The organism is Nitrosomonas sp. Nm33, assembly GCF_900107265.1.
Lineage (GTDB): Bacteria > Pseudomonadota > Gammaproteobacteria > Burkholderiales > Nitrosomonadaceae > Nitrosomonas.
The window spans coordinates 1-12,633 of the sequence record NZ_FNPJ01000032.1; the positions used below are offsets into that span (position 1 = coordinate 1).

Here is a 12,633-nt window from a genome sequence, read left to right on the forward strand (position 1 = left end):
TCTGACTCCTCTAATGATGAAACTCTTTTCCAAATTCGCTTCATCATAAGGAATTCAGATTCCTTTTACTTCTTTTCTTATGTCGAACTCACGTTACTCATCGTCATTAAGCTCCTTTTTAATTTTGTCAGAGCTTAACAATCTGTACAGTTTTTGGGGACCACTTCAACGATGATCGAGGAAGCACGTGCGAATGTGTCTGTTCGTTCTTCTACTGAAAAGAAGGTTTCTCAGACACCCTCACCAACGTCTGACATACCAATGGATGCGCCAAACTGTCCCCAATGTGGTGGCGTAATGGTGAAGCGAGTAACAAAGAAAGGAGAGAAGGCAGGCGTACCATTTTGGGGGTGCGCTGAATTTCCAAAATGTCGAGGCATTCGAGCCCTCAATTAAAGGAGTAGCAATTAAGATTCTGTTTCTTGTGAGGATCAGGCACTTTGCTTCCTTTTTCTAATTCTAAAAGATCATTCTTATCCCGTATGCCACATGCTACTTATCAGATTTAGGTCTGTTCATAAGCGCAATGATCGTTGCCGTTGGAATGAATCCATCAATCTGTTCAGTGACATCAAGTGCTTCTAATCCATATAGCAATCCACTTGGGCCAAACATGGCTGCACAAAGTGCGCAACCGATAAGTTCTCCCCCAAAAGGAATAATGAAAAGCGTGCGTCCCAATGTGAAATCGATTAAATCAAAGAGTATGCATACAGCCAGCTTAAGTCCCCACATAGAACATCCTTGTTAGTGATTCATCCCTAAAAGAGATATTTTCAAGATATCAATTAAATTTTTCTGAAAAAAAACATATCATTTTCTGATGAGAATACTGGCCAGCTCCAGTACTTTTACATAGTGACATCAATGACAATCGGCTGGTATCGGTCGCTTCAAGCCCTGGAAGCTGGCACAGTTATTGTGGCCTGCTACTCGTTCCTCATGCTGACTTAAAGCTGAAAAATTTGATATGACTATTTAATCCGATTATTTATTTTTATTATCAAGCTCTGCGAAAACTTCTTTTGCTACCAATATTGCGTTCACTGCGGCTGGAAATCCTGCATACACAGCCATTTGGATGATAACTTCCACAATTTCCTGTCGAGTGCAACCAACGTTTAACCCCCCTTGGATATGTGCCTTCAATTCAGTAGGAGCATTTCCGAGGGTGGTGAGTGAGGCAATTGTTGCTATTTGCCGTTCTTTGGGTGACAAAACTCCACGCGAATAAATGTCACCATATGGAAATTCGATGATGAAGCGGGCAAAGTCAGGAGCGATATCTTTGAGTGTATCCATGACGCCTTCACCGATATGTCCATGAATTCTTGCAAGGGCTTCTTGACCGCGTGTGTAGCGATTTGATTCCATCAGGCTTACCTATGAGAGTTATTTGACCGCATCAATTTTATGCTTTTTTCGGGATGAATTCTCTCTGAATACCTGAGTTTTTAAGGTTGAGGGCTGAGAAATTCTAAGCTCGGGTTCTTAAACAGAATTCCTGAGGATTATTGATCATCGACCAGGATAGTCATCATAAAGAGAAGCTTTGTTCCAGGATAGGGTGAAGCGCTTTTGTTCTGCCGTTGAAAGTTGGTTTTATGAAGAATAGATGATTGCAGGTGAGGGTATTGATATAAATCTAGATTTTCTAGCTAAAACTTATTATCCACAATTTTCGTGGATAAAGCTGTGGGTAACTATTTTATGTCGAGGGAGGATAATGGTTATTTCGGCTGCTTTAAAAAGAAGCTAATGTTTGCACATTGTCTGCCCTTATTCCCATTAACAATTTCCTGTACTTAATTTGAAAAGCGATCATTGCTGATTCTTTGAAATCTTAAATGAGTCATAAGCAAGGAAATAACGCCATCTTCGGTGATTCAAGGTCGGCCTTGGCTTGCATTTTGCAGATTGATGGTTGAAAAAAATGGCTTTGGATTCTTCCATTTTAAAGTGTTTAATTACATAAAATTAGTTTTCTAATTTATGGATCTACCTGCTATGTTGAGATGGACAATGATTTTCAGTTTGGCCTGGTTGATGTTCTCACGCTACACACTTGACGGTTTCAGACTATTAGGAGAAATCGAGGAAATCGAGGCAGATAAACCTTGAACCACGCGTTGAGAGTTACACTGTCCAGCCAGGCGGGGCCAATTTTGGCAAATAAGGATGGACCAGGAATCTGGGATATTGTTAAACCTAAAAACCGCAGTTGACCGCTTCATTGGAGAGTTAAATCCATGACATATAGAGGCATTTCCGGAATTTTCTCATTCACCAGAATGGTGAGGCCGCTACGAGGTGCATCATGTGTCGCTCCAGGCACGAATGCGGCGTTGCTCTTCGTTGCAGGGAACGGCCCTGCGGCCTCATCGCGCCTTGCCTCGCACCTGGATCACCACACGCTCCACCCCGTCCAACTGCGGTTTTTAGGTTAAATTGACCGATACTGGAATTTGAGGGATATTGATTTGATCAGGCGTACTCAAATTATTGGGGGATTGGTTTTCAGCATGGCTTGTGCTATTTCATCCGTTGGATATGCGAATGAACGGAAGCCATTCACTTGGCTGCATGAAGTTAAGTTCGGCATACTTCACCATGACACCGGCGGTTTATGGAGTGGTTTCAGTCGCGAAAGTGGCGTTGATTTCAATCTTGAAGCCATCTTTTCACCTCATGTTAATATTCTCGGTGGAAGCATTCGTCCCGCCTTTGGCGGATCGGCGAATACTGCGGGGGATACCTCCAAGTTATATACCGATATTCGCTGGCAGTACGAGCACACAAGTGGTATTTTTTTCGGCATTGGTGTGGGCGGAGCAGTGCACAACGGTAAACTTCATCTTGAGCAGAATGATCGCAAAGCTTTGGGATCACGGGTATTGTTTCACATTCCGATTGAAATAGGTTATCGCCTTGGTGCCAAAAGCTCATTGTCGGTCTACTTTGATCACGTTTCCAATGCCTTTCTCGCTGATGAGAATGAAGGTATGGACACTTTGGGTGGGCGTTTCGGTTACCGATTTTAGCTTTCCCATTTAATAGCAGTATATTCAATCCTTTTTTGATCAAAAGGAGGGGATGCAACTAGATTCTTCAATGCTGTTCAAATCCATTACTCTTCTTAACTGGAGGTTGTAAATGGACGATCTCAAGTCGATTTTAGGACGTTCTTTAAGCACTCTACCACTTTCCCCGCTACTGGGAATGCTGGGTATCATGCTACTTATCGTGACGATGACTTCTTCGTTTTATTCCATTCCTGCCGAATCGGAAGGTATTGTGCTTCGCTTTGGCAAATATATCGAAAAAGTTCCGTCTGGTTTACACGTCAAATTGCCGTTTGGTATCGATACCGTTATCCCGGTACCAACGCAACGGCAGCAAAAGCTGGAATTCGGTTTTGCCACAACTGGTTTTACTAACCCCGATCAGGCTGGTGATGAGCCCGGATTGGAGAAATCGATGGTGACCGGTGATCTGAATTCAGCTCTGGTGGAATGGATCGTGCAGTATCGCATTACCGATCCAGAAAAGTACCTATTCGATGTGCGCAATCCGGGCATGACCTTACGGGATATCTCCGAGGCAGTCATGCGGGAGGTAGTAGGCGACCGGACTGTCGATGAGATCATCACTATCGGGCGGCAAGAGATTGAAGAAACGGCATTAGCGCGTACCCGCCAGTTGGCGGAGCGCTATCAGCTGGGGATTACCATTAATCAAGTACAGTTGAAAAATGTCAATCCACCAGAACCGGTGCAGCCTTCTTTTAATGAAGTTAATCGTGCTCAACAGGATCGGGAGAATGCCATTAACCTGGCAAACGGCGAGTACAACAAAGCAGTACCGCGTGCGCGCGGTGAAGCCGATCAGAAAATACGTGCAGCCGAGGGCTATCGATTTAAACGCATTAATGAAGCCGAGGGTGACGTAGCTGCCTTCAATCTGTTGTTGGAACAATATCTCAAAGCACCGGAGATAACGCGTACCCGTATCTATCTTGAGACCTTGGGTGAAGTATTACCACACGCCAGGCAGCAAATTATCGTAGATGATAAGGTGCAGCAGATCTTGCCAATGCTGCCTTTTCCATCCAAACCCGTGGAGATGCCTCAATGAATCTATCGATAAAAAGCGTAGCGTTAGCCCTGGCTGTAGTAGTTCTGGTATTCCAGTCTGCATACACGGTCAATCAGACCGAGCAGGTCATCATTACCCAGTTTGGCAAACCGGTAGGTGATCCAATTACGACTCCGGGATTGCATTTCAAACTGCCTTTTATCCAGCGGGTGAACAGTTTTGACAAACGCTATCTGGCCTGGGACGGACCGATGGTGGAAATGTCGACCAAGGATAAAACCTATGTGCAAGTGGATACTTTTGCCCGCTGGCGGATTACAGAACCGATGCGTTACTATCTGCGATTGAGGGACGAACGGAGCGCCCAGTCACGTTTGGAGGATATCCTGGGTAGCGAAACCCGTACAGCAATCGCACGGCACGAGCTCATCGAAGTGGTGCGCTCCGATAAAGATCGGCAACCACTGCAGGATGAAAGTCTTGGTTCTTTAACGAGTGCAGGTACATTGGGTCTTTTACGGCCGATCAAAGTAGGTCGTGCTGCTATCGAGAAAGAAGTGTTCGATGCAGCTGCACCCAAATTAGCAGAGTTTGGCATTGAATTGCTCGATGTTCGTTTCAAGCGCATTAATTACAATCAGCAGGTACTGGAACGCATCTATCAACGGATGATCAGTGAGAGGTTACAGATTGCGCAGCGTTTCCGTTCAGAAGGCGAAGGCGAAGCAGCGCGCATCAATGGTAACAAGGAGCGTGATATTCACGAAATCGAATCGACCGCTTACAAGCGTGTCCAGGAAATTCGTGGCGAAGCCGATGCCAAAGCTACAGAAATCTACGCCAGAGCTTACGCGCAGAAACATGGGGCAGCCGAATTCTATAAATTTATCAAGAGCATGGAAACCTATCGGAAGATTATTAATGCCGATGCTACCCTTGTGCTTTCAACTGACAGCGACCTGTTTGCACTGCTTAAACGAATTGAGCAGAGAGAGCATTAAATTCAACTCCCACTCGATCGAAGGATAATCCTAAAAACCGCAGTTGACCGCTTGATTGGAGAGTTAAGTCCATGACATATAGAGGTATTTTAGAAATTTTCTTATTCACCAGAATGGTAAGGCCGCTACGAGGTGTATCACATGTCGCTTCAGGCGCGAATGCGGGGTGGCCCTTCGTTGCAGGGGACGGCCCTGCGGCCTCATCGCTCCTTGCCTCGCACCTGGATCACCACCCGCTCCACCCCGTCCAACTACGGTTTTTAGGATAAAATTGTTCATGGTGTTGGTATCATGATTGAAATTAATGAATCAGACTTCTATCGGCAGGTTTTGGCTAAGGCATTCAAAGCAGTTTCTTCTTGTTTAGTATAGATTAATTTGTATTTATGCTTAATGTACTCCCACCGTTTTCCATACTCACACCAATAGGCTTTTCGAGGCGGCAACCATTCATGTGGCGCTTTATCTGATTTGGCTTGATTAATTTTATCGCTTACCACTAAAAGATTTTCAAAGTCGTTAGCGAATTCTGTGCGCTGCTTTTTTGTCCAGTCACTGGCGCCATGCCGGTGAGCATGCGCCAGTGGGACGATATGATCTATATCCACATCTGAGGCTTTGGTAAATATCTTGCCTGTATAGACGCCAAACCACTTCCCGGATATAACGGTGCAGTGACGAGAATCTTTGAATTTAACAGGAATTGTACTGCTCGCAATCAATAATTCTTGTCGTGTGTTCTGGCAATCACCATCAGTGTCTATCCAGTGAGGCCAGTCTTTCCGGTTATACGGTTTGCCATAGTGGGGAGTCTCAACTTCTTGAGGATAGCGCCCAGCCTGCTTATCTGTGGCACAACCATGAAGCATTACCAAAGCGGCTATAAATAGGATTAGTAGAAAAACATTTCTCATAGATCAAATTGACTCAATTTCAGGGGGGGCTATTTTGAGTGATTAGATGAGACTTGGCTAGAATTTAATCACTAGAAGGTGAAGCAGCAGCGGTTGGATATGTTATCAGCTCATGCTACACTGAAAAAAAACCTCATAAATCCTGAATCAGTATGTCGTCGAGCTGGTCTGAGAAGTAAATTACCAGGACCATAGTGGAAGAGCTATTGGTGGGCGATCTGATTGAACATAACGTTGAGGCACGACAACCTTTTCTAAGGCAGTTCAGGTATCGGTAGTGCAATTAAAGCAAGAGAGATACTTATGGTATACCGCTTCAGCGTAGGAGCATCTCGCTATTCCTTTAATGACTTAAAAGATTTACTTGCCAAAGCATCTCCAGCTCGTTCTGGTGATTGTTTAGCGGGTATTGCCGCTGAGACTTATGCTGAGCGTGTGGCAGCACGGATGTGTTTAGCGGAAGTCCCCTTAAATCGTTTTCTGGAGGAATTACTGATTCCTTATGAAAATGATGAAGTTACACGCTTAATTGTCGACACGCATGATAAGCAGGCATTTACCGAGATTAGTCACCTGACTGTGGGTGATTTTCGCGACTGGCTGCTTGCAGATAGTACTGATTCAATCAGCTTAAAACGTGTTGCAGCAGGCATTACCCCGGAAATGGCAGCTGCTGTGAGTAAGCTTATGCGTAATCAGGATTTAATTTTAATTGCCAAGAAATGCCAGGTGATTACCGCATTCCGAGATACTATCGGCTTGCCTGGTCGCCTCTCTGTGCGCTTGCAGCCTAACCACCCCACTGATGATCCACGTGGCATTGCTGCTTCCATTCTCGATGGTTTGTTATACGGTTCGGGTGATGCGGTCATTGGCATTAATCCCGCCTCAGATAGTTTGCCAGCCCTGATGAATCTGTACTATCTGGTAGATGAGATTATCCATCGATACGATATCCCGACGCAGTCCTGCATTCTTACCCATGTAACTAATCAGATTCAGTTAATTGAAAAAAATATACCGGTGGATCTGGTATTCCAATCAATTGCGGGTACTGAAAAAGCGAATAAGCATTTTGGGATAGATCTCTCGTTACTTCGCGAAGCCAGATCTGCGGCACTGTCGCTTAATCGTGGCACTATCGGCAACAATGTCATGTATTTCGAGACAGGGCAGGGATCAGCACTGTCGGCCGATGCAAATTTCGGGATAGATCAGCAAACCTGTGAAGCACGAGCTTACGCGATTGCGCGTCACTTCTCTCCCTTGCTGACCAATACTGTTGTTGGTTTTATTGGCCCGGAGTATTTGTATGATGGAAAGCAGCTCATTCGTGCTGGACTGGAGGATCATTTTTGTGGGAAGTTGTTGGGAGTGCCGCTAGGCTGTGATGTTTGCTACACGAATCATGCCGAGATCGATCAGGATGATGTTGATACTTTAATGACTTTACTTGCTGCCGCTGGCGTCACTTTTATTATGGGTGTTCCCGGTGCTGATGACATCATGCTTAATTATCAGTCGACCTCTTTTCACGATGCGCTTTACTTACGCAAAGTGATGGGGCTGGGTGTTGCTCCAGAGTACGAGCAATGGCTGAAGAACATGAATATAATGAATAATGAAGGGCAGATTCAGCCAGTGGAGCCAGTTCATCATTTATTACAAGGTATGTCCAATCATTTGCTGACTTTTAAAGCGCCAATTGAAAAAGTTTGATAAACCAACCCTGAGCATAGATTCGTGGCAGCAGCTAAAAGGGTTCACTCGCGCGCGTATTGCCTTGGGAAGGGCAGGAAGTAGCCTGCCAACAAAAGAGTTGCTGGATTTTACTTTATCTCATGCCATGGCGAGAGATGCGGTCCATCTTGCTTTGAATGTAGCAGCCCTTGCTCAGGATTTAGAAGAGCAGGGGTTCTCTATCCAGCTGGTGCATAGCAAAGCACCTGACCGTACCAGTTATCTGCTACGGCCAGATTATGGACGGCAACTTGATCAGCAAAGTAGGCGGCAGCTACAAGCCATCAAGCTGGCAACTGCATTTGATTCGGTTAATTTGGTCATAGTCGTTGGCGATGGATTATCCTCATTGTCGGTTGAACGCCATGCCAAGCCATTGCTTACCGAAATAAAAAAGAATATTCCAGAACAATGGAAGCTAGGTTCCATCGTGATTGCCTCACAGGCTCGCGTAGCTTTGGCTGATGAAATTGGTGAGTTATTGGGGGCCGATATCGTTATCATGCTGATTGGTGAACGTCCGGGATTGAGATCGCCTGACAGCTTGAGTATTTATATGACCTATGCGCCAAGAGTCGGTTGCAGTGATGCAGACCGAAACTGTATTTCTAATATTTGCTCAGAGGGATTACCTTACGAGACAGCTGCAAAGAAACTAATCTGGCTGGCAAAAGAAGCTATACGTCGAAAACTTTCAGGCGTGGCGCTAAAAGATGAAAGCAGTGTGCAAGAAATTGCAGTTACTGATCAGCTAAAAAAACTGCTTAAACCAGAGTAAACGAAAATTCTCTTTTTCAATGTAAAAAGAAAGCAAATCCCATCAAAGGAGCCGCTTCATGGTTGCTGAAGAATAGGACTAGCTGATTAGTACCACGGTACAAGAGACAACAATTGTGTAACATAGAACAATTAATAGTATTATCAGTACATTTGCTCATTAATAGTCCTATAGAATCAAGATAAATGATATGAGGCCTGCTAAAGGTAATTTTGCGGCCTCATGCGCCTTTAAACTGGATCAACAGCTAGAACATCAGAGGTAGCATGATTTATTTATCTCTGTCAGTTTGAGTCTGTTTGCAGTTAGTAGAAGGAGAGAAAAATGAAGAAAGGTTACATCATTGTAATTGGAGCATTTTTAGTATCTGGGGCAGGAATTCCTGCGGTTGCTGAGGAGGAAAACAATAGCCCAAGAAAACAAACTGTTGGTGATTTAGCTTGTAGCGTTGACGAAATGGTAAACTGGGATGGTGTCAGCTGGGTTTGTGCATCTGACAGAGCGAGTATAGATAGCGATAATCTTGTTCTGATCGATAGCGATCCCACTGGTTCGAAGCCAGTGGGAAGAGTATTAACCTGCCAAGGGATGAACGATCATCGAGTTAGTGTTGCTATATCGATAAAAGGTATGAATGGAAATAATTATCAGTTTCCAGTAAACATCTCAACAAATCAAATCGATCCCCACGGTAGAACTTACTTTACCTCCCTGGATTGTTCTGGCGAGTTTTACATTGAAAATCATCTTAATAGCATGGAGGAGTCTGATTGTATGCAAAATACCGATCCTTATTCCGTAGCATTGTTGGAAGATGGTCGGGTCCAGTTGATAGTACCGGTAGCCGGAACGGAAACTACCATAGTTGCTGGCAGTATGTACAATGGTTACTCTTGTGAGCAATTAGCGCATTTTAATATGCCACACAAAGTAATTAAAGGCATAATAGCCGTTGACGATCTGCATGCCGAGTTCATACCTCCATTTACGCTTATTGCAAATGATGCCACCAAGAGCTTAGCAAGAATAACTCATTGAAAATAGGAAATTCATATATTCACACATTAGCTAAAAGTTGATTGATTGTTCTTGCGGTGGGTATCAAGCAACCCTCGACAGAATCATCCCATCGAGGGTTTTTTAAGAGTGACTGAATAAAATGTTCAATATCACCTTATGTCTTTAGAGGGGAGGGATGATGGACTCTTTTATATTCGCTGCTATTCAGGAAGCAAGAAAAGGGGTTACCGAAGGAGAGATTCCGATTGGTTCTGGTCCTGGTTCACAAAGGTATCATCATAGGTCGTAGTCATAATCGTAGAGTGCAACACGGTAGTGCAATTTTGTATGGTGAAATGGATGCTATTGAAAATGCTGGTCGACTCCCTGCTGGCATTTATCGGGAATGTACGCTCTAACTACATAATTAAAGGATATCACCATCAACATAGAACCATTGTCCTGCTTTGCGCATAAAGCGACTGATTTCATGCAGGCGATGAGCACGACCGCTCACTTTATAGCGGGCTATAAATTCAACTATCGCATGGTCTGATGTGAATTGTTCATGGTGCCTCACTTCAAGACTTAGCCATTTCCTGTTGGGTTCACTTGCCAATCCAAGTGAGGTCGGGCGGGTGCTGTCACACCAAGTCGCCAAAAGATAATCTTCACGGTTAAGTGTATAGGCAGTGTAGCGTGAACGCATTAATACTTCTGCGCTGGGGGTGATTTCGCCTTTATCCAGATAGCGACCGCAGCAGTCGATGTATTTCTTATTGCTGCCACAGGCACAGTACATCGTATTGATATCCATATCAGATTGAAAGAATCATTACTAAAGTTATTTTATTCCATTTCTAAATCAAACCTGACTTTGTCGGCTTCTCCGCCGTATTATTTATACTGTCTGCGGCTCACCTTCGCGTCATTTTTGATTTGGAAATAGAATGAGTAGGTAATGCTGCACAAATTAATTTATCTTTATCAATACCATGGAAAGTTACCACTGCTTTTTAATTGACCCTGATTATCATAATGAGATTTATCTCCTGATGGTGGTCTATAATGACTCATTGTTTCCATCTTGACACTTCTTGATAGTTTGCTTTTGCTTCATAGCGATGCTTCACAACTATTGTAAAAAAGAAAATTATGCTATCCAGTAATCGTAGTGATGATACTTCACCTTGGTATCAAATGATTGTCGAGGAAAATGTGCCTTGCATCAAACTCACTGGCAGTTATACGCTGGCAGCATTAGATCAAGAGCTACGGAAAGTTAGTACCAGGCTCACTCGTTTTGCGGCGCAATCAGATCTTCACTGGGATTTGACTGGTATCCAGCAAATGGATCATGCAGGTGCCATATTAATCTGGCGAGCCTGGGGAATGCATCGTCCAGCTTATTTATCGATACGACCCGAGCAGGAAAGATTGTTTGCTCACTTGGAAAAAGTACACCCAGCACCTAAACCCGTACGCCGTGACATTCTTTGGCCCATCCTGACGCTAGGCAGGCGTTATTTTTTATTTTGGGACCATCTGATTGGCATTATCACGTTATCTGGCCAGGTGTTACTGAATGTATTTTATCTTATTAAACATCCTAATCAGATTCCTCTGCGAGAGATTTCTGCAAATTTGTTCAGAACAGGGGCGCAAGCACTGAGTATTACCGCACTGGTGGGTTTTCTTATCGGTATCGTCCTAAGCTATCTTTCTTCTGAACAGCTGCATACCTATGGTGCTGATGTGTTTATTGTCAATATTCTAGGGATGAGTATCATTCGTGAGCTGGGACCAATGCTAGCTGCAATATTAGTTGCCGGCCGTTCTGGTTCATCGATGACAGCCCAGCTTGGTGTGATGCGTGTTACTGAGGAGCTGGATGCACTGACCGTCATGGGTATCCCGCACAGCTTGCGTTTGGTTTTACCTAAAATCATCGGATTAGGCATTGCTATGCCACTTGTCGTACTTTGGACCAGCGCGATTGCCATGCTCGGAGGAATTCTAGCGGCTGATTTACAAATAGGATTGAATTATCAATATTCATTAAGCAGTCTACCCGATGCTGTACCAGTTGCTAATTTATGGATAGGGATGGGCAAGGGGGTAGTCTGTGGTATGGTCATCGCCCTGATTGCTTGCCATTTTGGCTTGCGCATTAAACCTAATACTGAAAGTCTTGGCGAGGGCACAACCAATTCTGTCGTAACTTCCATCACGGCGGTTATCTTCATTGATGCGATATTCGCCATAATTTTCTCGAATGTAGGTCTCAAGATAGCAGGTTAATGAGTAACAACGATCCTATTATAGAGATAGAAGGCTTGTATACACGCTTTGGTAGTCATGTCATCCATGAAAATATTAGCTTAAGTGTATATAGGGGAGAAATACTGGCATTGGTTGGAGGCTCGGGCAGTGGTAAAACAACCTTGCTGCGTCAGATGTTAGGTTTGGAGACACCTGCGCAAGGGAGTGTTAAGATTCTTGGTCACTCCAGATATGACTGCGGTCTCGAATTATCGAGAAGCCTGCGCAATCGTTCCGGAGTTTTGTTTCAGCAAGGCGCGCTTTTTAGTGCGCTGAATGTATATGACAATATTGCGCTGCCTCTGCGCGAATTACATTGCTTGCCTGAAGAAATGATTCGCGACCTGGTCATGTTAAAGCTTGGTATGGTTGAGGTAGCAGCGGAGCATGCCAACAAAATGCCTGCAGAACTCTCCGGTGGCATGATCAAACGTGTTGCGTTAGCGCGAGCGCTTGCGTTGGATCCTGAACTGCTGTTTTTGGATGAGCCTACAGCTGGCCTGGATCCAGCATTGAGTGAGAGCTTTGTTAAACTCATTCAAACGTTACGCCAGGAACTCACCCTGACAATCATTATGGTCACACATGACTTGGATACGTTGGCGGCGATATCCACGCGTGTTGCGGTCTTGGCTGATCAGCGTCTTGTTGCATCAGGTAAACTAGCCGACATTATCAAAATTGATCACCCTTTTATCAAAGATTTTTTCCTTGGGGAACGTGGTCGAAATGCATTACGAAATGCACTGACTCTCCCTTAAGCAGAATTTCAGCAAAATAAATA

16 protein-coding genes are annotated in these 12,633 nt (G+C 44.3%); 11 read left to right on the forward strand and 5 right to left on the reverse strand.

Translation table 11 applies throughout. The features are described 5' to 3' along the window. Positions 1-297 precede the first annotated feature (297 nt). Positions 298-396, forward strand: a complete 99-nt coding sequence (locus BLV54_RS17250) for a hypothetical protein (protein WP_371113280.1) — start codon at positions 298-300, stop codon at positions 394-396. 96 nt (positions 397-492) lie between these two features. Here the strand turns inward: BLV54_RS17250 and BLV54_RS08160 are convergent, their stop codons facing one another. Both BLV54_RS08160 and BLV54_RS08165 read right to left on the reverse strand, forming a co-directional pair. Further along, positions 493-735 carry a hypothetical protein gene (locus BLV54_RS08160; RefSeq protein WP_090570404.1) on the reverse strand — a complete coding sequence of 81 codons (243 nt, stop codon included), beginning with the start codon at positions 733-735 and terminating at the stop codon, positions 493-495. A gap of 252 nt (positions 736-987) precedes the next feature. After that, the gene (locus BLV54_RS08165; protein WP_090570407.1) at positions 988-1,374 is read right to left on the reverse strand and encodes a carboxymuconolactone decarboxylase family protein; all 387 of its coding nucleotides are present in this window, start codon (positions 1,372-1,374) and stop codon (positions 988-990) included. Positions 1,375-2,249: 875 nt separating this feature from the next. On the opposite strand from BLV54_RS08165, the gene BLV54_RS15520 reads away from it, so the two are divergent. The 4 genes from BLV54_RS15520 (at position 2,250) to hflC (ending at position 5,096) form a co-directional block, all read left to right on the forward strand. Further along, positions 2,250-2,447: a hypothetical protein gene (locus BLV54_RS15520; protein WP_143032454.1), complete on the forward strand. Its 198-nt coding sequence runs from the start codon at positions 2,250-2,252 to the stop codon at positions 2,445-2,447. Positions 2,448-2,480: 33 nt separating this feature from the next. Further along, a complete protein-coding gene (locus BLV54_RS08170) occupies positions 2,481-3,041 on the forward strand; it encodes an acyloxyacyl hydrolase (RefSeq protein WP_256329287.1) in 561 nt (186 codons plus the stop codon). A gap of 112 nt (positions 3,042-3,153) precedes the next feature. Then, a complete protein-coding gene (gene hflK / locus BLV54_RS08175; RefSeq protein WP_090570412.1) occupies positions 3,154-4,134 on the forward strand; it encodes an FtsH protease activity modulator HflK in 981 nt (326 codons plus the stop codon). Continuing rightward, entirely contained in the window at positions 4,131-5,096 is a 966-nt protein-coding gene (gene hflC, locus BLV54_RS08180) for a protease modulator HflC (protein WP_090570415.1), read from the forward strand. Before hflK ends, hflC begins: the two co-directional genes overlap by 4 nt. 105 nt (positions 5,097-5,201) lie before the next feature. On the opposite strand, the gene BLV54_RS16070 is transcribed toward hflC, so the two are convergent. After that, positions 5,202-5,375, reverse strand: a complete 174-nt coding sequence (locus tag BLV54_RS16070; protein WP_176969715.1) for a hypothetical protein — start codon at positions 5,373-5,375, stop codon at positions 5,202-5,204. Positions 5,376-5,413: 38 nt separating this feature from the next. Then, a complete protein-coding gene (locus tag BLV54_RS08185; protein WP_090570418.1) occupies positions 5,414-6,010 on the reverse strand; it encodes an HNH endonuclease family protein in 597 nt (198 codons plus the stop codon). A 303-nt stretch (positions 6,011-6,313) separates the two neighbouring features. Between BLV54_RS08185 and BLV54_RS08190 the strand changes: the two genes are divergently transcribed. The 4 genes from BLV54_RS08190 (at position 6,314) to BLV54_RS08205 (ending at position 9,946) form a co-directional block, all read left to right on the forward strand. Further along, positions 6,314-7,729 carry an ethanolamine ammonia-lyase subunit EutB gene (locus BLV54_RS08190; protein WP_090570422.1) on the forward strand — a complete coding sequence of 472 codons (1,416 nt, stop codon included), beginning with the start codon at positions 6,314-6,316 and terminating at the stop codon, positions 7,727-7,729. Continuing rightward, positions 7,716-8,528 (forward strand): ethanolamine ammonia-lyase subunit EutC, encoded by an 813-nt coding sequence (eutC, locus tag BLV54_RS08195; protein WP_090570425.1) that lies wholly within the window; start codon positions 7,716-7,718, stop codon positions 8,526-8,528. The genes BLV54_RS08190 and eutC overlap by 14 nt, the downstream gene beginning before the upstream one ends. A 324-nt stretch (positions 8,529-8,852) precedes the next feature. After that, positions 8,853-9,566 carry a hypothetical protein gene (locus BLV54_RS08200; RefSeq protein ID WP_090570428.1) on the forward strand — a complete coding sequence of 238 codons (714 nt, stop codon included), beginning with the start codon at positions 8,853-8,855 and terminating at the stop codon, positions 9,564-9,566. 227 nt (positions 9,567-9,793) lie between these two features. Continuing rightward, positions 9,794-9,946: a tRNA-specific adenosine deaminase gene (locus BLV54_RS08205; protein ID WP_218132354.1), complete on the forward strand. Its 153-nt coding sequence runs from the start codon at positions 9,794-9,796 to the stop codon at positions 9,944-9,946. A gap of 8 nt (positions 9,947-9,954) precedes the next feature. Here BLV54_RS08205 and BLV54_RS08210 read toward each other — a convergent pair whose 3' ends face one another. Beyond that, entirely contained in the window at positions 9,955-10,344 is a 390-nt protein-coding gene (locus tag BLV54_RS08210; RefSeq protein WP_090570431.1) for a YchJ family protein, read from the reverse strand. 338 nt (positions 10,345-10,682) lie between these two features. Here BLV54_RS08210 and BLV54_RS08215 point away from each other — a divergent pair, with 338 nt between their 5' ends. Then, a complete protein-coding gene (locus BLV54_RS08215) occupies positions 10,683-11,828 on the forward strand; it encodes an MlaE family ABC transporter permease (protein WP_090570434.1) in 1,146 nt (381 codons plus the stop codon). After that, positions 11,828-12,610: an ABC transporter ATP-binding protein gene (locus BLV54_RS08220; protein ID WP_090570437.1), complete on the forward strand. Its 783-nt coding sequence runs from the start codon at positions 11,828-11,830 to the stop codon at positions 12,608-12,610. The genes BLV54_RS08215 and BLV54_RS08220 overlap by 1 nt, the downstream gene beginning before the upstream one ends. Positions 12,611-12,633 lie beyond the last annotated feature (23 nt).